Source organism: Amycolatopsis sp. NPDC005003 (genome assembly GCF_053600695.1).
The window spans coordinates 69,542-95,221 of sequence record NZ_JBSGAI010000027.1 but is presented as its reverse complement, the minus strand read 5'-3'; the positions used below and the strand labels follow the sequence as shown (position 1 = coordinate 95,221).

Sequence of the window (25,680 nt, the reverse complement as noted above, 5' to 3'; positions counted from 1 at the left end):
CCCCCATCATGCCCGGTCGACAGCTCCGGCCGCCCGGTGCTACTTTCGGAACACGTTCGAAAACTACACTTGGGGGTGCGACATGAAACGACCGGTCCTCGTCGTCTGCCTGGCCGTGTTCGGCCTGATGGCGGGCCAGCAGCTGCTCAATCCGATCCTGCCGCCGCTGGCCCGCGAATTCGGGTTCAGCGAGTTCGCGCTGGGCGCCGTCTGGGCCGTCGGCGGCGCGGGTGTCGTGCTGGCGAGCCCGTTCTGGGGCCGCCGCACCGCGCAGTGGGGACACCGGCCGGTGCTGCTGTTTTCCCTGTTCGGCGCCATGGCGAGCCTGCTCGGGTTCGCCGTCGTCGCCCAGCTCGGCCTGGCGAAGGCCCTTGCCGTGCCGGTGCTGTTCGCGGCCGTCCTGCTCACCCGCGGTGTCCTGTTCGGCCTCGCCTGGGCCGCGACGCCGGTGACAGCGCAGTCCTACATCGCCGACGTCACCGACGGCCCGGCCGAGCGGGTCCGCGGGATGGCGGTCTTCGGCGCGGCCCAAGGGCTCGCGCTCGCGGCCGGCCCCGCGCTGGGCGGCCTGCTGAGCCTCACCGGGAACCTGCTCGTCCCGGTCTACGCCGCCCCGGTCGTCCTGGCCGGGATCGGCGTCGTGATCACGTTCGCGCTGCCGAAGCCGCGGAAGCGCGAGGCGCCGCCGGCGACGGTGAAGGTCAGCCCGTTCGACAAGCGCCTGTTCCCGTTCCTCACCATCGGTTTCGGCCTGTACCTCGCACTGGCGATCGTCCTGATGACCGTCGGCTTCCTCGTGCAGGACCGCCTGCTGCTGACCGGCCAGGACACCGGCCGCGTCACCAGCCTGGTCATGCTGGCCGGCGCCGGGATGATCATCCTGGTCCAGGTGGCCGTCGTCCCCCGGCTGGCGTGGCCGCCGATGCGGCTGGTCCGGGTCGGCGCGGTCGTCATGACCGGCGGGATGCTCGCGGTGGCCGCCGGCTCGACCGGGCCGCTCCTGGGCGTCGGGGTGGCCGTGCTCGGCGCCGGGATGGGGTTCGCGACGCCGGGGTTCATGTCCGCGCCGACCCTGCTGGCCACCCGCGACGAACAAGGCGCCGTCGCCGGGCTCATGGGGTCGAGCAGCGCCCTGGCGTTCATGGGCGGGCCGTTGCTGGGCACCGGCCTCTACGAGATCACTCCGGTCGTCCCCTACCTCGCCGGCGCGGTGCTCCTCGCGGCGTTGACGGCGTTCGCGTTCACGATCACCGGCGAGCCCGCGAAGGAGCCGGTGGCTCCCTAGGCTGGACCGCATGTACTCCACCGAGATCGAGGTCCGCACCGGCTCCGAAGCCGTCGTCCACGACCTCACCCACGAAGCCGAGGCCTTCCTGCGCGACGCCGACGCGGCCGACGGGCTGCTGCACGTCTGGGTCCCGCACGCCACCGCCGGGCTGGCCATCCTGGAGACCGGGGCCGGCAGCGACGAGGACCTGCTGACCGCGCTCGACGAGCTGCTCCCCCGCGACGGCCGCTGGCGGCACCGGCACGGGAGCCCGGGTCACGGCCGTGACCACGTGCTCCCGGCGCTGGTGCCGCCCTACGCGACGGTCCCGGTGCTCGGCGGCGTGCTGGCGCTGGGCACCTGGCAGTCGATCTGCCTAGTGGACACCAACCTCGACAACCCCGTCCGCAAGGTGCGCTTCAGCCTCTTGGCGGGCTGACCGGGCCGGCCACAGCGCCACCAGCAGGCCCGCGGCCAGCAGGGCACCGAGCACCCACAGCGCGGTCGTCACGTCGGGCGCGTCCGGCACACCCTGCAGCAGGCTGCGCAGGCCTTCCGTGGAGAACCGGAACGGCGTCCACGACCACAGCAGCGCGCGGTAGGCCGGGTTCAGCAGCTCCGGCACCTGCCCGGCCACCGCGGGCGCAACCAGGTACAGCGGCGCGAGGACGGCCATCGCGCGCAGGCCCAGCAGGCGCAGCAGGCCGGCCTGCAGCGCCGCGAACGCCGTGGCCGCGAGGAAGACGAAGCCGAGGACGTCGGCGGTCAGCGGCAGCGACGAGTCCCACAGCGCGAAGAACCCGGCCACGGTCGCCGTGATCAGCACGCCCACCCCGATGACCTGCAGGAACCGCGCGCCGGCCCCGACCGTCCGGCCGGTCCGCTTGGCCAGCTGCGTCAAGGCGAGGCCCGCGACGAGCGCGCCGATCCACGCCAGCGCGCTCGCGGCCAGCGGCGCGACCCGGCCCGCGAGCCCCGCCGGGTGCAGGACCTCCTGCTTCGGCGGGCCGGCCAGCGCGGTCGCGGCGCCGGTCAGCGCCTGCTGCGCGACCTGGGTGCCCGCCGGGTTGACCGCGCCCGACGTCACCACGGTGGCGGCCGGTCCCGGCCCGAGTTCGAGCACGCCGTAGACCTTCTTGTCCTCCAGCAGCTGCCGCGCTTCGGCCGGGGGCGCGACGGTCCAGGCGAGCTGGCCGCCGCCGTGCGCGGCGATGCGCTGCGCGATCTCCGGCGGTGCGGCGACGGCGACCGGGACGCCGTCGGGCGCGACGGTGGCCTGTGCGCCGAAGGTGAGGAATCCGAGCACCACCGCCACCAGCGCGCCGGCCAGGGCGGCGACCAGGGCGAGCGCCCCTGCGGGACGGGTCATCACTGCCTCCACTTATTCGTCACTTGTTGAATTACGCCTCAAGGTACGACCCACCCGACCGAAAGTCAACGGGCGTTGAATAACGGGCCCGGTAGCCTCGGAGCCGTGACGAAGAAGCGGCTGGTGCTCTGGGACATCGACCACACGCTCGTGGACTTCTCCGAACTGGGCGCGGCCTGGTACGGGACCGCGTTCACCGCCGCGACCGGGGCGGCCCTGCGCGTGCACCCGGTGTTCGGCGGCCGCACGGAACGCGCGACGACGACCGACCTGCTCACCGCGAACGGCTTCGAAGCCGCGGAAGAGACGATCCAGGCGCTGTTCAAGGCCCTGGTGGCGGAGTCGGAGCGCCACCGGCACACCTTCGCGGAGACGGCCCGCGCGCTGCCGGGCGCGGCCGAGGCGCTGTCCGCGTTCGCCACCGGCGGAGACGTCGTGCAGACGCTCGTCACCGGCAACCTGCCGGAGATCTCCCGGCACAAGCTCGCCCCCTTCGGCCTGGACGAGCACCTCGACCTGGAAATCGGCGGCTACGGCACGCTGTCGGTGCACCGCCCGGACCTGGTCCCGCACGCGGTCGGCCTGGCGGCGGCCAAGCACGGCACCGAGTTCGACGCCGACGCCGTGGTCGTCATCGGCGACACACCGAACGACGTCCGGGCCGCGGTGGCCAACGGCGCGGTCTCCGTCGCCGTGGCCACCGGGCACTACTCCGCCGAGGAACTGCTGGCCGAGGGCGCGCACACCGTGCTGCCCGACCTGACCGACACCGAAGCGGTCCGGCGCGCGGTCCTCGGCTGACGTCCTCCTTCAGGGGGGACATCCCTCAGCCGAAAGTACGACACCCCTAGGGGAAATCTCGTTCCCTTGCCTGATGCCCGCGGCGCCGGGAACTCGACAGACTCTTCCCCATGACTCACGCAGTGGCGGCGGCGAAGCCCGCCGGAGGGGGACGCATCCGGGGCACGGTGGCGATCCTCGGACAGCGGTTGCCGTTCACCAGCGGCGTCACGCTCGCGATGCTGGTGCTGGCCGTCGCGACCGGGGCGTTGTGGAACGCCGCCGAAGACCGCGCCGGCTACCCGTTCGTCGCCTACGGGCTGCCGTCGCTGGAGGCGGGCCGGTGGTGGACCATGCTCACCGGGCCGTTCTTCGCCGTCATCCCGTGGTACTACCTGCCGATGGTCGGCAGCTTCGCGCTGTTCGCCGGCTTCGCCGAGTGGAAGCTCGGCACGCGGCGCGCGATGGCCGTGACGATCGGCGGCCAGCTGGTCGCGGTGCTCGTCGCGACCCAGTTCCTCGCGCTGTCCCGCAACTCCGGCTGGCTGTGGGCCGAGCGGGTCGCGGGCAGCCTCGACGTCGGGTTCTCCGGCGGCGCGCTCGCCGCGGTGGCGATCGCCAGCGCCACGCTGCGGCCGCCGTGGGCGCTGCGGCTGCGGGCCGGGTTGTGCGTGTACGCCGGGGTCGCGATCGTCTACGTCGGCACACTGGCCGACCTCGTGCACTTCTTCGCGCTGCTGCTGGCCCTTCCGCTCGGCAAGCGCCTGGTCGGCTCCCGGCGGGTCGGCGCGCAGGCGGCCCCGAACCTGCGGGAGTGGCGCGTGCTGGCCGTGGCCGGGCTGCTGCTGCTCACCATCGCCGAGATCGTCATGTTCCTGGTGCCCGGCGACGGCCCGTTCGGTTCCGACGACGGCGTTTCGCTGTCGGCACCGGAGCTCGGCGTCCTGGTCCTGATGGTGGTGCCGATGCTCAACGGGCTGCGCAAGGGCAGCCGCGTCGCGTGGCGCTGGGCGGTCGGGTTGTCGGCGTTCGTGACGCTGCAGGGGCTGGCCGTGGCGACGCTCCTCGGGGTGGCCGACATCTTCGGCGGCGACTTCGACACCGCCGGGCTGCCGCTGTTCTTCGTGGACAATCTCCTGTGGACGGTCGAGCTGGGTGTCCTGATCGCCGCGCGGCACGCCTTCCGCGTCCCTTCGCGGCGCCGGCTGCGGCGCCACGCGCAGGGCCCGGGGCCGGCGCTGGCCCGCAACCTGCTGGGGCGCCACGGCGGCAGCACGCTGTCCTGGATGACGACTTGGCCCCGCAACACCTACTTCGTCCGCGAGGACGGCCGGTCGTACCTCGCCTACCGCCGCCACGCGGGTGTCGCGGTGGCGCTCGGCGACCCGATCGCCCCGGACGGCACCGCGGCGGCCACGGTCACCGAATTCGCCGCGATGTGCGAGAACTCCGGCCTGGTGCCGTGCGTGTTCTCGGCGACCGAAGCCACCGTCGCGGCGACGCGCGAGCTGGGCTGGCAGAGCGTCCAGGTGGCCGAGGACAACGTGCTCGACCTCGACGGCCTCGAGTTCCGCGGCAAGGCGTGGCAGGACGTCCGCTCGGCGCTGAACAAGGCGGCCAAGCAGGACATCGAGTTCCGGCTGGTCCGCCTGGCCGACCAGCCCGAGCCGATCCTGGCCCAGGTCCGGGCGCTCTCGGAGGAGTGGATGTCGGGCAAGGCCATGCCGGAGATGGGCTTCACCCTCGGCGGCCTCGACGAGGCGATGGACCCGGCGACCCGGGTCGGCCTGGCGGTCGACGCGGAGGGCACGGTCCACGGCGTGACGTCGTGGCTGCCGGTCCACACGGGCGCGGGCAAGATCGGCGGCTGGACGCTGGACATCATGCGCCGCAGCGCCCACGGCTTCCGCCCGGTGATGGAGTTCCTCATCGCCTCGGCCTGCATGGCGTTCCGCGACGAAGGCGCCCGGTTCGTCTCGCTGTCGGGCGCTCCCCTGGCCCGTAGCGGCGACGGATCCCAGGCGCGCCCGGTGGACCGGGCGCTGGAGTCGCTGGGCCGCGTGATGGAGCCGTACTACGGATTCCGTTCCCTGCACGCGTTCAAGGCCAAGTTCCAGCCGCGGCACGTCCCGCTGTACCTGGCGTTCCGCGACGAAGCCGACCTTCCCCGCATCGGCCTGGCGCTCGGCCGCGCCTACCTGCCGGACGTCCGGCTGCGGCAGCTGGCGAAGCTGGTCAGTAGCTCTCGGGCACGCTGATCCGCTGCGGGAAGCGGATCTTCCGCCTGGTGACCACGTTCTGCTCCTTCGGGATCAACCGCCCGTCGGTCAGCCGGAGCCAGTGGCCGTTCCGCGAGTCGGTGAAGGCGAGCATCACGCCGGGTGTCATGCCCGGCCGCCGCCACTCCTCGCGGATCGGCATCCGCCACTTCCCGGGCGGCAGGATGGCGTAGAGGTATTCGTCGTCCTCGATGTTCGGCCCGCGGTGCAGCGTCGATCCGGTCATCGGCAGGTTGTGCACGAGGTCGAACGAAACGACGACGTGGTTGACCGCTTCGGCGTTCGCGTTGGAGACGACCATGTAGCCGCGGTCACCGGCGTACTCGATCCAGGCGGTGACCTTCGCGGCCTGCTCCTGCCGTTCGCGCAGGTCCCGTTCCCGCCGGTCCGCCTGCGCGATCCGCCCGTCCCGGATGGCGATCCACAACGCCACCACCACGGCGCCGATCGTGCCGATGCCGCCGACCCACTGGCCGGAGGCGCCCCACCAGTCCGGATCCCGCGGCTCGACCAGCCAGATCCAGGCCTTGGCCAGCAGCGGCCCGAAGAGGAGGAGCACACCGGAAACCGCCAGCACCCCGAACGCGACGCCTCTGATCCGCCGGAGCCGTCTCTCCGCATCCCCACCCGTCATGGGGACACAGCCTGCCGAATTCCGGCGATCAGCGGTAGGTGGTGGGAGGCGGAGTGGTCGTGCCGCGGTCCTTCGCCGGGACGAACCGGTAGCTGCGCACGATCCGCTCCAGTTCCTCCCGCGCCGAGCGGTCGCTGTCCGCGTAGGCCACCACCACGCCGGACGTCCCTGAATTCCCGCCGAAAGCCAGCGTCGCCACCACCGCGTGCCGGGTCGGGCACTCCCCGGGCGCCGTCGGCGTCACCTCGGCGACCACGATCCGGGCGGGAACCGCCGTGCCGTCGGCCTTCGTGACCTGCGCGTCCGCACCCGGGGAGACCTGGGGTGCTCCGCCGTATGCGGCCGTCGCCAGGTCCGTCGCCGCCTTGTGGGCCGCCGCGTCGAGGTCCGTCAGCGGCTCGGTCGTCACGCCCGCGCCGCCGCACTTGCCCAGGAACGCGCTCGTGATGAGCCGGATCCCGGCCCAGCCGTGCTGGGTGCCGGGCGACGGCTCCCAGTTCGGCGGGACGTCGTAGGCGTACGAGCCGTCGCGGCCCGCCACCGGCTGCCAGCCCGCGACCACCGCCGGCACCGCCGCGCGCGGGGAAGGCGTCACCACCTGCGGCGACGACGGCGGCGGCGAGGACGACGCCGGGTGCTGCCTGCCGACCCCGAGCGCGTTCAGCACGCCCGCGACCAGGGCGATGAACACCAGACCGAACCACGGCGCCCGCCGCCACTTCAGCGGCTTCAGTTTCGGGCGGATCCGCTTCGGCCGGGCGCGCGGCGCGTCCGCGGGTTCGTAACCGCCGAACCCGCGGAGCGCCGCGTTGTCTTCATAACCCGGCGTCGAATCTTCGGAACGCCGGTTCACTTCAGCCCCGGACGAGCTTGACCAGGTGCTCGACGACCGCGTCGACCGCGATCTCCTCGCGCTCGCCCGAGCGCCGGTCCTTGACCTCGACGACGCCGTTGGCCAGGCCGCGCCCGACGACCAGGATGGTCGGCACGCCGACCAGCTCGGCGTCGGCGAACTTGACGCCCGGGGTCGCCTTGCGGTCGTCGAGGATGACCTCGATCCCGGCCGCGTCCAGGTCGGCGGCGATCTTCTCGGCGCCGGCCGCGACCGTCTCGTCCTTGCCCGCGATGACGATGTGCACGTCGAACGGCGACACCACGCGCGGCCAGATCAGCCCGAGGTCGTCGTGGTTCTGCTCGGCGAGCACGCCGACCAGCCGCGAGACGCCGACGCCGTAGGAGCCCATGGTGATCCGGATCGGCTTCGAGTCGGGGCCGAGCGCGTCGACCTCGAAGGCGTCGGTGTACTTGCGGCCGAGCTGGAAGATGTGCCCGATTTCGATGCCGCGCGCCGCGACCAGGGTGCCGTGCCCGTCCGGCGACGCGTCGCCCTCGCGGACCTCGGCGGCCTCGATGGTGCCGTCCGGGGTGAAGTCGCGGCCCGCCAGGAGGTCGACGACGTGGTGGTCGACCTTGTCGGCCCCGGTGACCCAGGCCGTGCCGGGGACGATCCGCGGGTCGGCGAGGTAGCGCACGCCGTTGTCCTGCAGCGCCTTCGGGCCGATGTAGCCCTTGACGAGGAACGGGTTCTTCGCGAAGTCGGCCTCGTCGAGCAGCGCGACCTCGGCCGGCTCCAGCGACGCTTCGAGGCGCTTCATGTCCACTTCGCGGTCGCCCGGGACGGCGACGCAGACGAGCTCCCACTCGTCCGAGCCCGGCTGCCGCGTCTTGAGCATGACGTTCTTCAGCGTGTCCGCGGCGGTGAACGCGCGGCCGAGGCCGGCCTTGTTCAGGAAGTCGACCAGGCTCTCGATGGTCGGCGTGTTCGGCGTGTGGTGCACCTGCGCCTCGGGACGGCCCTCGACGGGCTGCGCGGCCGGCGCGGGCGTGACGACGGCTTCGACGTTCGCGGCGTAGCCGGACTCGGTGCTGCGGACGTAGGTGTCCTCGCCCGTTTCGGCGACCGCGAGGAACTCCTCGGACGCCGAGCCGCCCATGGCCCCCGACGTCGCCTTCACGACGACGTACTCGAGGCCGAGCCGGTCGAACAGCTTGGTGTAGGCGTCCCGGTGGGCCTGGTAGGAGCGCGCGAGGCCGTCGTCGTCGAGGTCGAAGGAGTAGGAGTCCTTCATGACGAACTCGCGGCCGCGCAGGATGCCGGCCCGGGGACGCGCCTCGTCGCGGTACTTGGTCTGGATCTGGTACAGCGTGACCGGGTAGTCGCGGTACGAGCTGTACTCGCCCTTGACGGTGAGGGCGAAGAGCTCCTCGTGCGTCGGGCCGAGCAGGTAGTCGGCGCCCTTGCGGTCCTTGAGGCGGAAGAGGCCGTCGCCGTACTCGGTCCAGCGGCCGGTGGCCTCGTAGGGCTCCCGCGGCAGCAGCGCGGGGAACTGGATCTCCTGCGCACCGATGGCGTTCATTTCCTCGCGCACGACGGCCTCGATGCGGCGCAGCACGCGCAGGCCGAGCGGCAGCCAGGAGTACCCGCCCGGGGCGACCCGGCGGACGTAGCCGGCACGTACCAGGAGCCGGTGGCTCGGTACCTCGGCGTCCGCCGGATCCTCGCGCAACGTGCGAAGGAACAACGACGAAGTCCTGGTGATCACTGCGGGGCTCCCTGCGCCGGGCGGGTGTGAAAGTCCCGCTCAGGGTAGTCAATCCCCCGGCCATGACTCCAACGGGTTACTCGGCGGCCCGTTTTTGTCGGTGGTGACCGCTAGCGTCGGGGGCATGGCGATTCACATGGGCATGATCACGATCGACTGCGCGGACCCGAAGGTCCTGGCGGAGTTCTGGACGGCGGCGCTGGGCACGACGGTGGCGGAGGACTTCGGCGAGTTCGTGATGCTCGCCCCGCCGCCGGGTGGCGGGCTGAGAGTGGGGCTGCAGCGGGTGCCGGAGCCGCGGGTCGGCAAGAACCGCGTGCACGTGGACTTCGGCGGTGACGATCGCGAGGCCGAGGTGAAGCGGCTGGTGGGGCTGGGTGCGAAGGAGGTGGCGGAGCACGAGGTGCCGGGCCTGGCGTGGACGGTGCTCGTGGACCCGGAGGGCAACGAGTTCTGCGTGTCGGCGGGGGTGCACTAGCGGTAGAAAGGCGGCATGAGCGCTCGCGTACTGCTGCCGTGGACCGACATCGACGTGCCGGAAGGGGTCGGCGCCGCCTACTACGACGGCGTCGGCGCGCCCCCGGCCGAGCTCGGCGGCGTCGAGTTCTACGTGCTGCCCTACGACCGCGGGCCGGAGCCGCCGAAGCTGATCAGGGAGCTGCCGTCGCTGCGGGTCGTGCAGTCGTTGTCGGCCGGCGTCGAGACGCTCGTGCCGCTGCTGCCCGAGGGCGTGCTGCTGGCCAACGGGCGCGGGCTGCACGACCTGAGCGTCGCCGAGCACGCCCTCGCGCTCATCCACGCGGCGCAGCGGGACCTGCCGCGCTGGCTCGCGCAGCAGGCGCGCGGAGAGTGGATCCGCGAGCACACGCGGTCGCTGGCCGACAGCCGGGTGCTCCTGGTCGGGTACGGCTCGATCGGGCAGGCCGTCGAACGCCAGCTCGTCGCCGCCGAGGCGGTGGTGACGAGGGTGGCGAGCCGTCCGCGCCCGGCCGAGGGCATCCACGGCGTCGCCGAGCTGCCCGCGCTGCTGCCCGAGGCCGACATCGTCGTGCTGATCCTGCCGGACACCCCCGCCACGCGCGGCCTGATCGGCCCGGAAGAGCTGGCCGCCCTCCCCGACGACGCGTTGGTGATCAACGTCGGCCGCGGCACGGCGATCGACACGGAAGCGCTCCTGGCGGAGACCCGCACCGGACGCCTGCGCGCCGGTCTCGACGTCGTCGACCCGGAGCCGCTGCCCGCGGATCATCCACTGTGGACGGTGCCGGGGGTGGTCATCACCCCGCACATCGCGGGCGGGTCGGCGTCGTTCTATCCGCGCGCGAAGAAGCTCGCGGCGGAACAGGTGCGGAGGTACGTGCAGGGCGAGGAGCTGCTCAACCTCGTAGAGACGTGAGGGCGGCGGCCCACGCGGCGCGCGAGACGGTCAGCTCGCCGTGCTCCCGGGCCTTCGTGTCCCGGACGCCGACCGAGCGGTCAAGCTTCACCTCAACGCAGTTGCCCTCGGTCGCGCTGTGACTCGACTTCCGCCAACCGTTCACCTGCCGGCCTCCCGGACTATCGCGCGACTTCCCGCAGCAAGGCTCGGGTGTCGTCTTCGCTGAGCGCTTTCTCCTTCATCAGCTTAGCCAGCGCGCGATATCTGCCAACCCCTGCTTCGTCGTGCAGGAACGAGCTGGCGTGGTGGTGTTCCAGGTACACGATCGGCGGCAGCTGTGCGAATTCGTAGTGCAGGAATGCCCCAGCCAGGCCGGGGTGATAACCCACGTTCCCCGGCATGATCCGCAATATCACGTTTCCGAGACGCGAGACCTCCAGCAGCTGGTCGATCTGGTCGGACATGATGTCCGGGCCGCCGACCTCCCTGCGGATCACCGCTTCGTCGAGGATCGCGGTCAGCCGCACCGGCTCCGCGCCGTGCAAAATGTTCTGCCTGCGCATCCGCGCAACCAGGCGGTAATCGGCCTGCTCCAGGCTGATCTGCGAGTTGCTCAGCAACGCGCGGGCATAGTCGGCGGTCTGCAACAATCCCGGCACGATCGCCACTTCCCAGTTGAAAATTCGGCTGGCCGTGCGCTCGTATTCGAGGATTCCGTTCAATACCGGCGGAAGGTCGCCCGGGTTGGAATCCAGCCAGTTGTCGTCGCGGGCGTGCCTGGCCAGGCGCATCATGCGGTCGTAGGTCACGTCGTCGACCCGCAGCGCGCCCAGCAACCTCGCCACGTCCTCGGGCTGCGGGACCCGTTGCCCCTTTTCCCACGCCGACAACAACTGCGGCAGAATCCGGACCATCCGGGCGAGTTCGCGCAGCCCTTTTCCCCGCGCTACCCGCACTTCGCGCAGCGAAGCGGCCAATGCCCTCGAACCGGGCGAGGTGGAAGTCGGCTTCATGTCGTGATGGTACGAATGCCGTCCATTCCCCGATCGGCGGTGGGGCGTCCCATTTTCAGGACAGCACGTACACGTGCCATTCGTCGTCGACGCGATATCCGCACCGCTCGTAAACACCCAGGGCGCGGTGCGCGTTGTCGACGTCGACGTTGAGGGCGGACCGGTCGAATCCCGCGTTCTTCGCCGCGAGGAGCGTGTGTCCCAGCAACCCGGACGCGACGCCGCGGCCGCGCAGCGCCGCCCTCGTTCCCACCCAGGTGGCGTAGTGCTCGCGGATGCCCGTCGCCGCGGTTTCGGACTCGTAGTGGTGGCTGAGCACGAACGCCAGCACCTTTTCGCCGTCCAGGACGAGGAACGACAGCTCCGGCCGGAAGTCCTTCGAACCGGTGACCAGGTGGCGCCAGGCGTCCGGCTCGTAGCTCGTGCTGCCCCAGTGGTCGGCGAAGGTGTCGTTGCGGGCGTCGAGCGCGGCGAGGTCGTGCGTGAAGTCGAAGGGCACCGCCTCGAAGCCGTCCGGCAGCGGGGGCTGCTCCGGCAGGTCGGCGAGGCCGACGCGCATGGTGACCATCGTCCGGCCGTGCGTGTAGCCCGCGCGGGTGAGGACGCCGGCGATCCAGTGCTCGTTCTGGTGGCTGCCGTAGTGCAGTTCGAGCGGTGCGCCCGGGAACGTGCGCTCGTGGACCTCGCGGCTCGTGCGCGCGAACCACTCGACCAGGTGAGTGCCGACGGCGTCGTCGCGGTGCTCCGGGTGCACGACCGACTGGAGCCGGATCATGTGCACGGGGTCGGCGGCGTCGCGGCGGCGGACCAGGCCGTAGCCCACGAGCTCCTCGCCCGCCCAGGCGCCGGTGGTGGCGCGGGCCAGGTCGACGTTGGGCCCTTCCAGCTCCTCGCGGAGGTCCTCCGCGCTGAAGTGCTCACCCGTCCGGTCGACTTCTTCGGCCGCCGCGTACAGGCGGGCGAGGGCGGCAGCGTCGTCCAGGGTCAACGGGCGCCAGGTCAGGTCCATCCCGGCAGGCTAGGCCGGGCGGCGGCGCCCGCGCACCCCGATTACCGAGCCGGCCCGGAAGCAGGCGGACACGGTCCGGCGCCGGCCCCTCACCGGAACCCGTTCCGCCGTAGCCGCCGGCCGGATCGGTGATGATCGGCGCAGTAGGCTCGCTGTGTGCTCGTCCTCCTGCCCCCTTCCGAAACCAAGGCCGACGGCGGCCGCGGCGGCCCGCTCGACCTGGGCGCGCTGTCGTTCCCCGAGCTCAACCCGACGCGCGCCAAGCTCGCCGACGCGCTGGCCGAGCTGGCCACCGACGTGCCGGCCAGCATCGCGGCCCTCGGCCTCACCGAGCGGCAGGCGGGTGAGGTCGCGCGCAACGCCGAGCTGTGGACGTCCCCGACGATGCCGGCGCTGCGCCGCTACACCGGCGTCCTGTACGACGCGCTGGACGTGAAGAGCTTCACGAAGGCGGGGCTGGAGAAGGCGCACCGGCGGCTGGCGGTGACGTCGTCGCTGTTCGGCGTGGTCTCGGCCACCGACCCGATCCCCGCGTACCGCCTTTCGGGCGGCAATTCGCTGCCGGCGCTGGGCACCGTCCGCGGGCTGTGGAAGCCGGTCCTGGAGCCGGTGCTGCAGCAGGTCGAGGGCCTGGTGGTGGACCTGCGCTCCGGCACGTACTCGGCGTTCGCGAAGCTGCGCCCGGACGCGGTGACGGTCCGCGTGGTGACGGAAAACGCCCGCGGCGAGCGCGTGACGGTGAGCCACTTCAACAAGGCGTACAAGGGCCGCTTGGCCCACGTGCTGGCGGCCACCCGCGCCGAGCCGTCCACTGTGGACCAGCTGGTGAAGGTGATCGCCAAGGCCGGCCTGGTGGTCGAGCGCACCGGCGAGCACGCACTGGAGCTGGTCACCGAAGGCTGACGGCCGGCCGCCGGTCCAGGGTCGGGGTGTGCTCGGTCACCTGGGGATCAACGTGCCGGACCTCGACGCGGCCAAGCGGTACTACGACGCCCTGATGCCGCTGGTCGGCTTCGAGCTGTTCCTGAGTTCCGGCGACGGGCCCGGGCACCCTCAAAACCGGTCCGGCGCGTACGGGCTCAGGTCGAAGCCCGGGTCCTCCCCCAGCGCCAGCGCCGCCACCAGCTTCCCCGCGAACGGCGCGTTCGTCAGCCCGCCCGCGCCGAAGCCCGTCGACACCGCCAGGCCCGGCCTGAGCAGGCCCAGCACCGGACGCCCGTCCGGCGTGCCCGGCCGGAAGCCGACCCGGGTCTCCGCCAGCGTCGCGTCCGCCAGCCCCGGTGCCACCGCCAGCGCGTTCTCCAGCACCTCGTGCTGCCCGGCCGCCGTGACGCGGTAGTCGAAGCCCGACTCCGCCTCGCGGGTCGCGCCCGCCACCACCCGGCCGCCGCCGAAGGCCAGGAGGTAGTGGCTGGTGCGGGGCAGGACCACCGGCCAGGCCGCCGTTTCCGTGCCCGGCAGGTCGAAGTGGCTGATCTGGCCGCGGTGCGGCGTCACCGGCAGGTCGATCCCCAGCGGGGCCAGCAGTTCCCGGCTCCACGCGCCGGCCGCCACCACGACACTGTCCGCCGCCACGGGGCCGTCCGGGCTCGCCACCGTGCCGTCCGCGCGGAACGCCAGCTCGCCCTCGACGAACTTCGCGCCCCGGCGCTCGGCGCCCGCCAGCAACGCGCGGCGCAGCAGGTGACCGTCGACGCGGCCGGCGCCGGCCAGGTGCACCGCGCCCAGTCCGGGCGCCAGCGCCGGGAACAGCTCGCGGGCCTGCGCCGGGTCGAGGCGCCGGACCTCGCCGATCTCGGGCGCGTCCGCCGCCCGCGACGTCAGCAGCTCGTGCGCTTCCGCCAGCTCCGCGTCGTCGGCCGAGACCACCATTCCGCCGACCACCTCGAACGACGATCCTTCGAGTTCCGCCGTGAATTCCCGGTAGTACCGGCTGGCCGCCGCCGCGAGCGGGTACACCGCGTCCTCCCGGCGGGATGCCCAGGGACTGACGATGCCGGCGCCGGCCTCGGTCGCCGTCCCCGGGCGGGCCGCGTCCGCCACGATCACTTCCGCGCCGCGGCCCGCGAGGTGCCAGGCCGTCGCCGCGCCGCCGATTCCGCTGCCGATCACGAGCACTCGCATGCTTCCCACCCTGCCCGATCTTGCCGCGCCCGGGCCAGCGGGATAACCCACGCCGGCGCCCGCCCGGCCGTATGCTGCGCGCCATGCCGAGCCGTGCCGAGCGGTATTTCGCCCATCTCGACACCCTGACCGGGTCCGCCGCGCCCCGGCTGCAGCCCATTCCGTCGACGCAGCCCGGGCTCGACGACGTCATCGCGTTCGTCTACGCCGACGAGCCCGAGCCGCGCTACCTGACCGGCGCGACCTACGGGCTTTCCCTGGCCGACCACCCGGACTGGCACGGCGTGCGGCCGGAGCTGTGGATCAGCGTCCGGTCCGACGACCCCGTCTGGGCGCTGGCCATCGGCTACCTGGCCGAGCAGCTGCGCGGCACGTGCCCGTTCGTCTACGGCGACACCATCGACTTCGGCCAGCCGATCGCGCCGGAGTCGTCGATGACGGCGTTCGCCGTTTCGGCCCCGGCGGCCCTCGACGCGCACCAGTACACGCTGATCGACATCGGTGGCGCGCCGATCAGCATCGCGGGCTGCTACCCGGTGCACGACACCGAACGGAAGTTCATCCGCGAGCACGGCATCGACGCGTTCTGGCAGCTGGACTGGGACCTCTACGACGTCCGCCGCGCGCCGGTGGTCTAGCCGGTGGTCCGGACCCGGCGCCGCACGAGCTCGCCGACCTCCGTCACGAACGCCTCGACGTCCAGGCTGTCGTCCCAGGAAGCCTGCAGCAGCAGCCCCTGGTGGACGGCGACGAGCACGCGGATCAAAGGTTCCGGGGCGACCGCTCCGAACGCCTCGAGCTGGTCGTCCACGCCCTGGCGGGCGAGGGCGCGGATGCGGGGTTCGCGGACGGTTTCGGCCCAGGCCTGCATCCCGAGGTTCCGCTGCTGCGCCGCCGCCGGATCCGCGATGGCCCGCAGGAGACCGAGGTAGGCGGTGAGCGGGTCGCCCGCGGCGCCGAGACCGGCCGAGCGGTCCGTGTGCCATTCGGCGACGATCGCGAGGATCATGTCCTCCTTGCCGGTGAAGTACCGGTAGATCAGCCCGGCGGACAGGCCGGACTCCTTGACGATGTCCTGCATCGACGTGCGGTGGAAACCGTTGCGGGCGAAGCAGCCGGCCGCGGCGTCGAGGATCTGCCGCCGGCGGTTCGTCAGGTGTTCCTCGCTGACTTTGGGCATCAGCGGACCACCGCCCACGCGATCCGGTAGAAGCCCGCGGCGGGGTCGTCACGGTGGTAGCGCACGGCGGCTTCCTTCGCGGACATGTCGCCCTTCAGGCCCAGGCCCCGTTCGGCCAGGTAGCCGGGCACGTCGGCGGGGTGGAGGCCGAACGTCCACGGCTCGCCCACCTTCCCGACCTCCCGGTGCCACGTGGTCTCGGCGCCGAGCGCCGAGCGGTCGACGTAGGTGAAGATCACCGTGCTGCCGCGCGCGACGATCCCGGCCAGCTCGCGGAAGGTCGCGTCGACTGCCCGCTCGGTGAGGTAGTTGGTGACGCCCTCCCAGATGACCGCGGTGCGTTTCCCGGGGAAGTCGCCGAGGGCCGCGGCAAGGCTTTCGGAGCCGAGGTCGACGGGGACGTAGCGGACGTGCGGGCGGTCGGCGATGCGACGGCGCTTGGCCTGCTGGGTGGCCGGGCGGTCGACCTCGTAGGTGGGCGGCATCCCGGGGATCCGGTGGGCCCGGCTGTCGTAGCCGGCGCCGAGCAGCAGCACCTGTTCCGGCCGGGCCTCGGCGAGCAGGTCGTCGATCAGCCGGGTGCGGGCGACGGCGGACGTGCGGGGTCCCTCCGGGTAGCGGTGGTCGATGAGCCGCGCGAGGCCCTGCCCGACGAGCGGGATCGCGGCGGCCCGCACGAGCCAGCGGTAGCGGGCGGGCAGGAACCGGATGGCGTGGTCGTCGGCGAAGAGCCGGTCGCGGCGCCGGGTTTCGAGGGCGCGGAAGAAGGCGACGTGCTCGGCGGTCCGGCTGGCGGTGTGCATGCGGCCAGCATAGTGAATGAACGTTCGTTTTTCACCTCGGCCACCCCAGCGGGTCCGGCAGGCCCCGCTCAGTCCCGGTACGCGGCCGCCGCGAGGCGCGCGAACGACCGCACCAGCGGCCCGGCGTCCTTCCAGGCGACCACCACCGGGCTCGGCGCCAGGTCGGCCACCGGCACCACGGCCAGCTCACCGGGCGGGCGGTGCCCGAGCGGCATCAGGCCGATCGTGCCGTTCCACAGCACGGCCTGCAGGCACTCCTGGACCGCCCGCACCACCGGCCCCTCGCGGGGTTCGCCGCCGTGCCAGTACGCCTGCCAGACCGGGTCGGTGCCGTCGGGGAACCGGAACCAGCGGCGCCCGGCCAGGTCGGCGAGGGTGAGGCGGGCCCGGCCGGAGAGGGGGTCGTCGGCGCGCAGCACCGCACCCACCGGGTCGGCGCGCAGCTCGTGCACCGTCAGGCCGGTCTCGTCGAACGGCCCGCGGGTCAGCGCGACGTCGACCAGCCCGGCGCGCAGCCCGCAGGTCGGGTCGGTGAGGTCGGTGTCGCGGACGCGGACTTCGACGTCCGGGTGCTGCCGCCGGTACGCGTCGGCGAGCCGGGTCGCGGCCGGGTCGGCGCCGTCGCCGAGGATGCCGACGGTGAGGGCCGCCGCGCCCGCCGCCGCGGCGACGCGCACGCGGGCCTGGTCGGCCTGGTCGAGCAACGCCCGCGCCTCGGCCAGCAGCGCCGTCCCGGCCGGGGTGAGCGTGACCCCCGCGGCGGACCGCAGCAGCAGCACCGCGCCGACGTCGGTTTCCAGCTGCTTGATCGCCCGGCTCAGCGGCGGCTGGCTCATGTGCAGCCGCGCCGCGGCCCGGCCGAAGTGGAGTTCCTCGGCGACCGCGACGAAGTACCGCAGGGTGCGCAGCTCCATGACCGGCGACGATAGGCGCCCGGTATCGGCACCACCGAACCGGTCTTGGACGCCCGCGCCCGGGCGGCGGTGGAATCGGGGCATGACCGAACTGACCGATCCCGCCGTGCGCGTCGCCGGCGCCCGGGAGATCGCCCCCGACCTGCTGGTGATCCCGAACGACCACGTCGACCTGGTGCCCAACATCGGTGTGGTCGCCGGGACCGAAGCCGTCCTCGTCGTCGACACCGGCATCGGCACCGCCAACGCGGAGCAAGTGCTCGCCTTCGCGCGCGAAGTGGCGAAGGGCCGCCGCCTGTACCTGACCACGACACACTTCCACCCCGAACACGCCTTCGGCGCGCAGGTGTTCGCCGGCGAGGCCACGTACCTGGTCAACCGCGGCCAGGCCGAAGACCTGACCACCAAGGGCCCGGGCTACCTGGAGATGTTCCGGGGCCTCGGCCAGGTGATCGCCCGCCGCCTCGACGGCGTGCGCGTGCCCGCACCCGACCTCGTCTACGACGACGGGTACGACCTCGACCTCGGTGGCCGGACCGTCCGGCTGCGCCCCACCGGACGCGGGCACACCAAGGGCGACCAGGTCGTCGAAGTCCCGGACGCAGGCGTCCTGTTCACCGGCGACCTGGCCGAGACCGGGCAGTTCGCGATCTTCCCGTGGTTCCCGCCGCACGACGTGGACGTCTCGGGCGTGGGCTGGCTGGCCGTCCTGGACCGGCTGGCCGCCGCCGGGCACCGGGTCGTCGTCCCGGGGCACGGAGAGGTCGGTGACGGGGCGGTGCTCACCGACGTCCGTGCCTACCTCCGGGAACTGCGGGACGAGACCTGGCGCCGGCGGGACTCGGCGATGGGTGTGGACGAAACCACCGCCGAGGTCCGCGCGCTGCTCGTCGAGCGCCACCCGGACTGGGCCGGGCGGGAGTGGATCGAGCCGGGCGTCGCGTGTCTGTGCACCGAACACGACGCCTGACCCGGTTCACCCGGCGCCGAGGACCGCCATCGCCGCGTTGTGGCCGGGGATGCCGCTGACACCACCTCCTCTCACGGCACCCGCGCCGCACAACAGGATGCGTTCGTGGGCGGTCTCGACGCCCCAGCGACCGGCCTGGGCCGGGTCTTCCGCGTACGGCCACGACAGGTCCCGGTGGAAGATGTGCCCCGCCGGGAGGCCCAGCTCGGCTTCCAGGTCCAACGGGGTTTTGGCCTCCACACAGGGCCTGCCGTCCGGCGCGGTCAGCAGGCAGTCCTCGATCGGCTCGGCCAGCACGCTGTTCAGCGAGGCCAGCGTCGCGCGCAACGCCGCTTCGCGTGCCTCTTCGTTGCGCCCCTCGAAGAGGCGGGCCGGCATGTGCAGGCCGAACAAGGTGAGGGTGTGCGTGCCGGCCGCTCGCTCGGCCGGGCCGAGGATCGACGGGTCCGTCAACGAGTGGCAGTAGATCTCGCAGGGCGGCAGCGTGGGGATCCTGCCCGCCGCCGCCTCGCGGTACGCCGCCTCCAGCTGGCTGAAGGTTTCGTTGACGTGGAAGGTGCCTCCGAACGCCTCGGCCGGATCGACGTCCGGGTCACGCAGCCTCGGCAGCCGCGTCAGCACCATGTTCACCTTCAGCTGGGCGCCTTCCGGCCGGTCCGCCGGTTCCTCGCCCAGCAGCCGCGCGAGCGTCGCCGGTGCGACGTTCGCCAGGACGTGCCCGGCCCGGACGACGAGCTCGGTGTCGGCGCGCCGGTACCGCACCTCGCCGTCCGGGTCGACCGAGAGCACTTCCGCGCCGGTCGTCAGGCGCGCGCCCGCCGCGGCGGCGACCGCCGCGAGCGAACGGGTGACCGCGCCCATGCCGCCGACCGGGACGTCCCAGTCGCCGGTGCCGTTGCCGATCACGTGGTAGAGCAGGCACCGGTTCTGCCGCAGGTCCTCGCCGTCCGCCGGGGCGAACGTGCCGATCAGCGCGTCGGTGAGCACCACGCCGCGCACCGTGTCGTGGCCGAACCACGACCTGAGCGCTTCGCCGATCGGCCGCTCGAACAGCAAGGACCACGCCTCGGCGTCGCCGACGCGCGCGCGGAAGTCCACTTCGGACAGAAGCGGCTCGGTGAGGGTGCCGAACGCGCGCCCGGCGACGCGCTCGGTCAGCTCGTAGAACCGCCGCCAGGCCGAGAAGTCCGAAGTGGACCCGGTGACCGCCCGGAACGACGACGCCGTCCGGACGGCGTCGTCGTTGTCGACGAGGAGACCGGTGCCGCCCGACGGGGTGTAGGACGACATCCGGCGCCGCCGCAGCTCCACGTCGAGGCCGAGGTCGGCCACGATCTTCTTCGGCAGCAGGCTGACCAGGTACGAGTAGCGCGAAAGCCGGACGTCCACGCCCTCGAACGCGCGGAACGAAACGGCGGCGCCACCGGTCTCTTCCCGCTGTTCGAGCACGAGCACCGACCGGCCCGCCCGCGCCAGGTACGCGGCCGCCACCAGGCCGTTGTGCCCGCCGCCGACGATCACCACGTCGTAGCTGTCCATCCGCCGCCCTCCTTGGTTCGGCCTGCCCCTTCATCGTGACCGTGGCGCGGGGGCGAATTCAAGGAAACGTCACGAACGGTCCGTTCGCGCTATTCGCTTGCGCGGAGAGTGACCGGTCCGGCAAGCTGTTGCGCAGCCGGCAGGGAGCCGTGCGCGTGAGAACGGGAGGTGCCTGTCGTGATGACTGTCCGGGCCCTTTCGCGCCCTCACCCACCCGCCCCCCGAGGCTGAATTCGCGCCCGGTGGGGCATCCCTGATCGAGGAGAAACCCACCAGTGCGCCAGCACGACTACGAAGACTTCGACCTGTTCGACGACCAGCCCACCCGCCGCCGGAAGAGCCCGCGGCGCGGGCGGTTCGACGAACCCGAACCCACCCGCAGCGGACGGCTGACCGAAGCCGAACGCGTCCGCCTCGCGAAGCTGCGCGACGACGCCTACACCGAAAACCAGTTACCCGATGGTGCCGACCGTTGGTCCACCTGGGACGACGCCGAACACGGCCCGTCACCGCGGCCGGACTGGGTGGTCACCGAGCTCGCCGCGGTCGACACCGACCTCGGCGTCCTCAAGACCGGCAAGGAGGCCGACGTCCACCTGCTGCGGCGCGGGCTGCCCGGCACGCCGGGCACGCTGCTCGCGGCCAAGCGCTACCGCAGCGACGAACACAAGCTGTTCCACCGCGACGCGGGCTACCTCGAAGGGCGGCGGATGCGCCGGTCCCGCGAGATGCGGGCGATGGCGCAGCGCAGCGCGTTCGGCCGCAACCTCATCGCCGAGCAGTGGGCGGTGGCGGAGTTCGCCGCGCTGAGTCGCCTGTGGACGCTCGGGGCGCCGGTGCCCTACCCGGTGCAGCGCGAGGGGACGGAACTGCTGCTCGAGTTCCTCGGCGAGGACGACGGCACGGCCGCGCCCCGGCTGGCCCAGGTCCGCCCGGACGCCGCCGAGCTGACGGACCTGTGGTTCCAGGCCACCGCCGCGCTCGAGCTGCTCGCCTCGGAGGGGCTCGCGCACGGCGACCTCTCGGCGTACAACCTGCTGGTGCACCGGGGCAGGCTGATGGTGATCGACCTGCCCCAGGTCGTCGACGTCGTCGCCAACCCCGGCGGCGTCGAGTTCCTGGCGCGGGACGTGCGCAACCTGGCCGGCTGGTTCCACGGCCGGGGCTTGAGCGAGCACGTCACGAACACCGGAGAACTGCTGGCCGAGCTCGTTTCCGCGGCGGGTTTGGCTTGATTCCGGGGCGGCGTCGCGGCTGTGGTGCAGACCACGCCTGCGACGCCGCCCACAACCGGTGACCTCGATGCGTAGTCCCAGCTCCGACTCGGGTACAGTGAACACAGACCGCAACCGGCGGCGTGGATGAGTTGGTGTCCGTCGCCTCCAAAGCCAACCGAATGGCTCGCGGTGATCCGTAACCCAAGCGGCGCGCAGTGTCGGCAAGCGATGACACGGTGTGCCGGGTCCGTCCCTGTGAACGCCCATCGCACACCATCTTGCCCTGCCTGCGCGCGGGCAGCCCGGGCCTCCCTTGCGACGAACCACGTCCGAGAGGCATTTGTGACAGTCACGTTCAACTCCGGCCACTCCTCGACGTCCGCCCGCGCGGGCCGTCCCGACCACAAGCCGCGCCAGCGGCCTGCGGGCGGCGACATGCTGCGCGACGACGCCGTCGAGACCGTGGCCACCAAGACGTTCGCCCAGCTGGGCCTGCCGGAGCCGCTGCTCCGCGCGCTCGCCGACGCGGGCATCAACCAGCCGTTCCCGATCCAGTCCGCGACCATCCCGGACGCGCTGGCCGGCCGCGACGTGCTGGGCCGCGCCCAGACCGGCTCGGGCAAGACCCTCGCCTTCGGCCTGGCCATGCTGGCCCGGCTCGACGGCGGCAAGGCCCGCCCGAAGCGCCCCCGCGCGCTGATCCTGGTCCCGACCCGCGAGCTGGCCATGCAGGTCGCCGACTCGCTGACCCCGCTGGCCAAGTCGCTCGGCCTGTGGTGCCGCACGGCCGTCGGCGGCATGGCCTTCGCCCGCCAGGCGGACGCCCTGTCCCGTGGCGTCGACCTGCTGATCGCCACCCCGGGCCGGCTCTCGGACCACGTCCGCCAGGGCACCGCGCACCTGGGCGACTGCAACTTCATCGCCCTCGACGAGGCCGACCAGATGGCGGACATGGGCTTCATGCCGCAGGTCCGCGAGATCCTCGACCTCACCCCGCCGGGCGGGCAGCGCCTGCTGTTCTCGGCGACGCTCGACGGTGACGTCAACCGCCTGGTCAAGCAGTACCTGACCGACCCGGTGACGCACTCGGTCGCGCCGTCGACCGCGAGCGTGACGACCATGGACCACCACGTGCTCCAGGTCTCGCACCAGGACAAGCAGGACGTCATCACCCAGATCGGCGCCCGCGACGGCCGCACGATCATGTTCGTGCGCACCAAGCACCACGTCGACCGGCTCACCGAGCGGCTGCGCGAGCAAGGTGTGCACGCGGCGGCGCTGCACGGCGGCAAGACCCAGGGGCAGCGCAACCGCGTCCTCGCCGACTTCAAGGACGGCCTCACCCCGGTGCTGGTCGCCACGGACGTCGCCGCGCGCGGCATCCACGTCGACGACATCTCGCTGGTGCTGCACGTCGACCCGGCGGCCGACCACAAGGACTACCTCCACCGCGCGGGCCGCACGGCCCGCGCCGGGGCGTCCGGGGTGGTCGTCACGCTGGCGACGCACGACCAGCGCCGGATGGTCCGCCGGCTGACCGACCGCGCCGGCGTGCGCGCGGAGTCGACCACGGTCCGCCCGGGCGACGCCGAGCTGTCCCGCATCACCGGTGCCCAGGAGCCCAGCGGCGAGCCGGTCGTCGAGCGGCGGCGCGAGAACCCGCGCCGTGGCGGCGGTGGCTTCCGCGGTGACCGTGGCTTCGGTGGCGGCCGGGGCGGCGAGCGCGGCGGTTCTTACCGCGGCGAGCGCAGCTACGGCGACCGTGACCGCGGTGGCGAGCGTGGCGGCGAGCGCGGTGGTTACCGCGGCGGCGACCGCGAAGGCCGTCCCGGTGGCTTCGGCGGCCGCGCGCGTCAGCCCCGCTCGGGCAACGGCGGTGGCTACGGCCGCCCGAGCCGTGGCCCGCGTCGCGGCTACGACAGCTGAGTTCCTCCTTCGGAAGCCCCGGACCCCGCGGTCCGGGGCTTCCGGCGTTTGCGGGCCCGCTTGGCGGTGGCGACTGGGCCGGATGGGAGACTGCGGGACGTGACTACGCCGCCGACGCCCCCGCCCGACGAGGTTTTCGACTGGCTCGACGCCGAGGCGGAGAAGCGGGCGAACGCGGGGCTCGTGCGGCAGCTGCGGCCGCGTCCCGCGCAGGCCGACGAGCTGGACCTGGCCGGCAACGACTACCTCGGGCTGGCCCGCGACAAGCGCGTCGCCGGAGCCGCCGCGGCCGCCGCGCTGCGCTGGGGCGCCGGGTCCACCGGGTCCCGGCTGGTCACCGGATCGACCGAGCTGCACACCGAGCTGGAGCTGGAGCTCGCCCGGTTCTGCGGCGCGCAGGCGGCGCTCGTGTTCTCCTCCGGGTTCACCGCGAACCTCGGCGCGGTGACGGCACTGTCCGGGGCCGAGTCCGCGATCGTCACCGACAAGTACATCCACGCGTCGCTGATCGAAGGCTGCCGGCTGTCGCGGGCCGACGTCGCCGCGGTCGCGCACTCGACGCCGTCGGCGATCAAGCACGCGCTGGCGACCCGCCGCAAGCCGCGGGCGCTGGTGGTGACGGACTCGGTGTTCTCGGTCGACGGCGACCTCGCGCCGCTGGAGGAGCTGGCCGGGATCTGCCGTTCGCACGGCGCGGCGCTGCTGGTGGACGACGCGCACGGCTTCGGCGTCCTGGGCGAAGGCGGCCGCGGGGCGGTGCACGCGGCCGGGCTGTCCGGCGCGCCCGACGTCGTCACGACGTTGACACTGTCGAAGTCCCTCGGCGCCCAGGGTGGGGCGGTGGTGGGGCCGCGTCGCGTGATCAAGCACCTGGTGGACACCGCACGCAGCTTCATCTTCGACACCGCGTTGGCGCCCGCGAGCGCGGCGGCCGCGTTGGCGGCGTTGCACGCGTTGAAGGAAGAGCCGGGGCTCGCGGGGAAGGTGGTCGAGAACGCGGGCAACCTGGCGATGTCGTTGAAGGCGAACGGGCTGAAGGCGAGTTTGCCGGACGCCGCCGTCATTTCGGTGCAGGCGCCGTCCGCGGAGACGGCGGTGGCGTGGGCCGCGGCCTGTGCGGAGCAGGGCATCCGGGTGGGGTGCTTCCGGCCGCCGTCGGTGCCGGACGGGATCTCGCGGCTGCGGCTGACCGCACGGGCCGACCTCACAGAGGCCGACGTGGACCGGGCGGTGAAGGTGATCACCGCGACCGCGCCGCGGGGCGCGATCACCTGAGCTGCGCCGGAAGGGTCGGCTCTCAGATCACGGGCGGCGGCGCATCCTGATGTGGGGGATTCCGTCGTCGTCGAGGTATTCGGTGCCTTCCGCGACGAAGCCGTAGCGGGCGTAGAAGCCTTGGACGTACGTCTGGGCGTCGAGGACGTACTCGCCCGGGACCGTGAGGGCCGCGTCCATCAGGCGGGCCGCCAGGCCGGCGCCGCGGGCGGGCGCCGCCGTGACCACGCGGCCGATGCGGCGGATGCCGCCCGGGTCGAGCAGGACGCGCAGGTACGCCAGGACCGATCCGTCTTCCTCGAACCACAGGTGGCGGGTGTCCGGGAGCAGATCACGGCCGTCGAGCTCCGGGTACGCCGCCTTCTGCTCCACGACGAACACGTCGACGCGCAGGCGGAGGATGTCGTGCAGCTGGACCGCGGTCAGCTCCGGACCGGTCGCGTCGTGCAGAGTCGGCATACCCCTGCTTAGCACGCTCAGCCGAGGAGGCGGGGCCTGGCCTGGGTTTCGACGTCGTCGGCGTACGTCGACACTCGCGTGTAGACGCCCGGCCTGTTCGCCTTCGCGCAGCCGTCGCCGAAGGAGACGATGCCGATCAACGTGTCGCCGGCCACGAGCGGGCCGCCCGAATCGCCCTGGCAGGCGTCGACGCCGCCCTCGGCGTAGCCCGCGCACACCATGGTCCGCTGGTCGTAGACGCTGTAGTCGGCGCGGCATTCGCTGTCCGAGACCACCGGGACCTCGGCGCTGCGCAGGTAGTCGGAGCGGGCGCCGCCGTCGGCGACGCGGCCCCAGCCGAGCACCGTCGCCTGGGTGCCCGCCGCGTACCGCCCCGCGTCGCCGCTGTCGGGCAGCTTCGCGGGCCGGTAGTCGAACTGGCCGCGGACGGTGAGCACCGCGATGTCGCCGCCCTTCGTCGGATCGGTGTAGCCCTGGCTCACCCAGACCTTCGAGACGCCGAGGACCTGGCCGTCGCTCGTGCGCTTGTCCTCGCGGCCCGCCACCACGCGGATGTCCTGCTTCGCCACCGCCTTGGCGCAGTGCGCCGCCGTCGCGACCGCCGTGGAGCTCACGATCACCGCGCCGCAGAACTGGTTTCCGCCCGCGTCGGTCAAGTACACCGCGTACGGGTAGTTCGACAGCGAAGCCTTCTCGCCACCCACGATCCGCGGCTGGTTCGCCGAAGCCTGGTCCGCCGCCGCCGCCGTGCCCACCACGACCGGGACGGCGACCGCGGCGACCGCGAGGAGCGCGCCGCTCGCGAGCAGCAGGGATCGGCGGGACTTCACGGACATGGGTCTTCCCCTTTTCGACGCAGCACGGAGCAAAGCACTCGGCACCCGGACAACTCCGGTGCGTGAACGACGTGCGCTCAATACCCTAAGCCGAGGGGGCCCAAA

The 25,680-nt window shown here is 72.8% G+C and carries 26 protein-coding genes; 12 read left to right on the top strand and 14 right to left on the bottom strand.

Annotated features, from left to right (window positions below; genetic code table 11):
* Positions 1-82 precede the first annotated feature (82 nt).
* The gene (locus tag ACWED2_RS28760) at positions 83-1,285 is read left to right on the top strand and encodes an MFS transporter (RefSeq protein WP_449693617.1); all 1,203 of its coding nucleotides are present in this window, start codon (positions 83-85) and stop codon (positions 1,283-1,285) included.
* 10 nt (positions 1,286-1,295) lie between these two features.
* Complete coding sequence (locus tag ACWED2_RS28755) at positions 1,296-1,706, top strand: secondary thiamine-phosphate synthase enzyme YjbQ (RefSeq protein WP_285989367.1); 411 nt, start codon at positions 1,296-1,298, stop codon at positions 1,704-1,706.
* On the opposite strand, the gene ACWED2_RS28750 is transcribed toward ACWED2_RS28755, so the two are convergent.
* On the bottom strand, positions 1,644-2,636 hold the full coding sequence (locus ACWED2_RS28750) for an ABC transporter permease (protein WP_449693616.1): 993 nt from the start codon (positions 2,634-2,636) through the stop codon (positions 1,644-1,646). The two genes, ACWED2_RS28755 and ACWED2_RS28750, sit on opposite strands and share 63 nt — an antisense overlap.
* A gap of 105 nt (positions 2,637-2,741) precedes the next feature.
* Between ACWED2_RS28750 and ACWED2_RS28745 the strand changes: the two genes are divergently transcribed.
* Entirely contained in the window at positions 2,742-3,437 is a 696-nt protein-coding gene (locus tag ACWED2_RS28745) for a haloacid dehalogenase-like hydrolase (RefSeq protein WP_449693615.1), read from the top strand.
* 110 nt (positions 3,438-3,547) lie between these two features.
* Positions 3,548-5,674, top strand: coding sequence for a bifunctional lysylphosphatidylglycerol flippase/synthetase MprF (locus ACWED2_RS28740; RefSeq protein WP_449693614.1), 2,127 nt, complete (start codon positions 3,548-3,550; stop codon positions 5,672-5,674).
* Here ACWED2_RS28740 and ACWED2_RS28735 read toward each other — a convergent pair.
* Genes ACWED2_RS28735 through ACWED2_RS28725 form a run of 3 tightly spaced genes read right to left on the bottom strand, consistent with a single transcriptional unit; the run spans position 5,652 to position 8,932 of the window.
* Complete coding sequence (locus ACWED2_RS28735) at positions 5,652-6,329, bottom strand: hypothetical protein (protein WP_449693613.1); 678 nt, start codon at positions 6,327-6,329, stop codon at positions 5,652-5,654. The two genes, ACWED2_RS28740 and ACWED2_RS28735, sit on opposite strands and share 23 nt — an antisense overlap.
* 28 nt (positions 6,330-6,357) lie before the next feature.
* Positions 6,358-7,182: a hypothetical protein gene (locus tag ACWED2_RS28730; RefSeq protein ID WP_449693612.1), complete on the bottom strand. Its 825-nt coding sequence runs from the start codon at positions 7,180-7,182 to the stop codon at positions 6,358-6,360.
* A gap of 1 nt (position 7,183) precedes the next feature.
* Complete coding sequence (locus tag ACWED2_RS28725; RefSeq protein WP_449693611.1) at positions 7,184-8,932, bottom strand: proline--tRNA ligase; 1,749 nt, start codon at positions 8,930-8,932, stop codon at positions 7,184-7,186.
* Positions 8,933-9,056: 124 nt separating this feature from the next.
* On the opposite strand from ACWED2_RS28725, the gene ACWED2_RS28720 reads away from it, so the two are divergent.
* Positions 9,057-9,410 carry a VOC family protein gene (locus tag ACWED2_RS28720; RefSeq protein WP_449693610.1) on the top strand — a complete coding sequence of 118 codons (354 nt, stop codon included), beginning with the start codon at positions 9,057-9,059 and terminating at the stop codon, positions 9,408-9,410.
* A gap of 15 nt (positions 9,411-9,425) precedes the next feature.
* On the top strand, positions 9,426-10,328 hold the full coding sequence (locus ACWED2_RS28715; protein ID WP_449693609.1) for a 2-hydroxyacid dehydrogenase: 903 nt from the start codon (positions 9,426-9,428) through the stop codon (positions 10,326-10,328).
* On the opposite strand, the gene ACWED2_RS28710 is transcribed toward ACWED2_RS28715, so the two are convergent.
* From ACWED2_RS28710 to ACWED2_RS28700, 3 genes are all read right to left on the bottom strand, one after another.
* Positions 10,309-10,419, bottom strand: a complete 111-nt coding sequence (locus ACWED2_RS28710; RefSeq protein ID WP_449693608.1) for a DUF397 domain-containing protein — start codon at positions 10,417-10,419, stop codon at positions 10,309-10,311. The two genes, ACWED2_RS28715 and ACWED2_RS28710, sit on opposite strands and share 20 nt — an antisense overlap.
* A gap of 70 nt (positions 10,420-10,489) precedes the next feature.
* Entirely contained in the window at positions 10,490-11,323 is an 834-nt protein-coding gene (locus ACWED2_RS28705) for a helix-turn-helix domain-containing protein (protein ID WP_449693607.1), read from the bottom strand.
* Positions 11,324-11,378: 55 nt separating this feature from the next.
* Complete coding sequence (locus tag ACWED2_RS28700) at positions 11,379-12,332, bottom strand: GNAT family N-acetyltransferase (protein ID WP_449693606.1); 954 nt, start codon at positions 12,330-12,332, stop codon at positions 11,379-11,381.
* A 156-nt stretch (positions 12,333-12,488) separates the two neighbouring features.
* On the opposite strand from ACWED2_RS28700, the gene yaaA reads away from it, so the two are divergent.
* Positions 12,489-13,235 carry a peroxide stress protein YaaA gene (gene yaaA, locus ACWED2_RS28695; RefSeq protein WP_449693605.1) on the top strand — a complete coding sequence of 249 codons (747 nt, stop codon included), beginning with the start codon at positions 12,489-12,491 and terminating at the stop codon, positions 13,233-13,235.
* Positions 13,236-13,385: 150 nt separating this feature from the next.
* Here the strand turns inward: yaaA and ACWED2_RS28690 are convergent, their stop codons facing one another.
* On the bottom strand, positions 13,386-14,456 hold the full coding sequence (locus ACWED2_RS28690; protein WP_449693604.1) for an NAD(P)/FAD-dependent oxidoreductase: 1,071 nt from the start codon (positions 14,454-14,456) through the stop codon (positions 13,386-13,388).
* An 83-nt stretch (positions 14,457-14,539) separates the two neighbouring features.
* Between ACWED2_RS28690 and ACWED2_RS28685 the strand changes: the two genes are divergently transcribed.
* Entirely contained in the window at positions 14,540-15,094 is a 555-nt protein-coding gene (locus tag ACWED2_RS28685; RefSeq protein ID WP_449693603.1) for a suppressor of fused domain protein, read from the top strand.
* Here the strand turns inward: ACWED2_RS28685 and ACWED2_RS28680 are convergent.
* From ACWED2_RS28680 to ACWED2_RS28670, 3 genes are all read right to left on the bottom strand, one after another.
* A complete protein-coding gene (locus ACWED2_RS28680) occupies positions 15,091-15,636 on the bottom strand; it encodes a TetR/AcrR family transcriptional regulator (protein ID WP_449693602.1) in 546 nt (181 codons plus the stop codon). The two genes, ACWED2_RS28685 and ACWED2_RS28680, sit on opposite strands and share 4 nt — an antisense overlap.
* The gene (locus ACWED2_RS28675) at positions 15,636-16,439 is read right to left on the bottom strand and encodes a class I SAM-dependent methyltransferase (protein WP_449693601.1); all 804 of its coding nucleotides are present in this window, start codon (positions 16,437-16,439) and stop codon (positions 15,636-15,638) included. The genes ACWED2_RS28680 and ACWED2_RS28675 overlap by 1 nt, the downstream gene beginning before the upstream one ends.
* A 68-nt stretch (positions 16,440-16,507) precedes the next feature.
* Positions 16,508-17,353: a LysR family transcriptional regulator gene (locus ACWED2_RS28670; RefSeq protein WP_449693600.1), complete on the bottom strand. Its 846-nt coding sequence runs from the start codon at positions 17,351-17,353 to the stop codon at positions 16,508-16,510.
* Between the two features lie 82 nt (positions 17,354-17,435).
* Here ACWED2_RS28670 and ACWED2_RS28665 point away from each other — a divergent pair, with 82 nt between their 5' ends.
* Positions 17,436-18,323: an MBL fold metallo-hydrolase gene (locus ACWED2_RS28665; protein WP_449693599.1), complete on the top strand. Its 888-nt coding sequence runs from the start codon at positions 17,436-17,438 to the stop codon at positions 18,321-18,323.
* Positions 18,324-18,329: 6 nt separating this feature from the next.
* On the opposite strand, the gene ACWED2_RS28660 is transcribed toward ACWED2_RS28665, so the two are convergent.
* Positions 18,330-19,862, bottom strand: coding sequence for a phytoene desaturase family protein (locus ACWED2_RS28660; protein WP_449693598.1), 1,533 nt, complete (start codon positions 19,860-19,862; stop codon positions 18,330-18,332).
* A 275-nt stretch (positions 19,863-20,137) separates the two neighbouring features.
* On the opposite strand from ACWED2_RS28660, the gene ACWED2_RS28655 reads away from it, so the two are divergent.
* The 3 genes from ACWED2_RS28655 (at position 20,138) to ACWED2_RS28645 (ending at position 24,280) form a co-directional block, all read left to right on the top strand.
* Positions 20,138-21,097, top strand: coding sequence for a serine protein kinase RIO (locus ACWED2_RS28655; protein WP_449693597.1), 960 nt, complete (start codon positions 20,138-20,140; stop codon positions 21,095-21,097).
* Between the two features lie 324 nt (positions 21,098-21,421).
* Positions 21,422-23,005: a DEAD/DEAH box helicase gene (locus ACWED2_RS28650; RefSeq protein ID WP_449693596.1), complete on the top strand. Its 1,584-nt coding sequence runs from the start codon at positions 21,422-21,424 to the stop codon at positions 23,003-23,005.
* 99 nt (positions 23,006-23,104) lie between these two features.
* Entirely contained in the window at positions 23,105-24,280 is a 1,176-nt protein-coding gene (locus ACWED2_RS28645; RefSeq protein WP_449693595.1) for an 8-amino-7-oxononanoate synthase, read from the top strand.
* A gap of 27 nt (positions 24,281-24,307) precedes the next feature.
* Here ACWED2_RS28645 and ACWED2_RS28640 read toward each other — a convergent pair whose 3' ends face one another.
* Together ACWED2_RS28640 and ACWED2_RS28635 are read right to left on the bottom strand one after the other, a co-directional pair.
* Positions 24,308-24,739, bottom strand: a complete 432-nt coding sequence (locus tag ACWED2_RS28640) for a GNAT family N-acetyltransferase (RefSeq protein ID WP_449693594.1) — start codon at positions 24,737-24,739, stop codon at positions 24,308-24,310.
* Positions 24,740-24,756: 17 nt separating this feature from the next.
* Positions 24,757-25,575 (bottom strand): S1 family peptidase, encoded by an 819-nt coding sequence (locus ACWED2_RS28635; protein ID WP_449693593.1) that lies wholly within the window; start codon positions 25,573-25,575, stop codon positions 24,757-24,759.
* Positions 25,576-25,680: the final 105 nt, after the last annotated feature.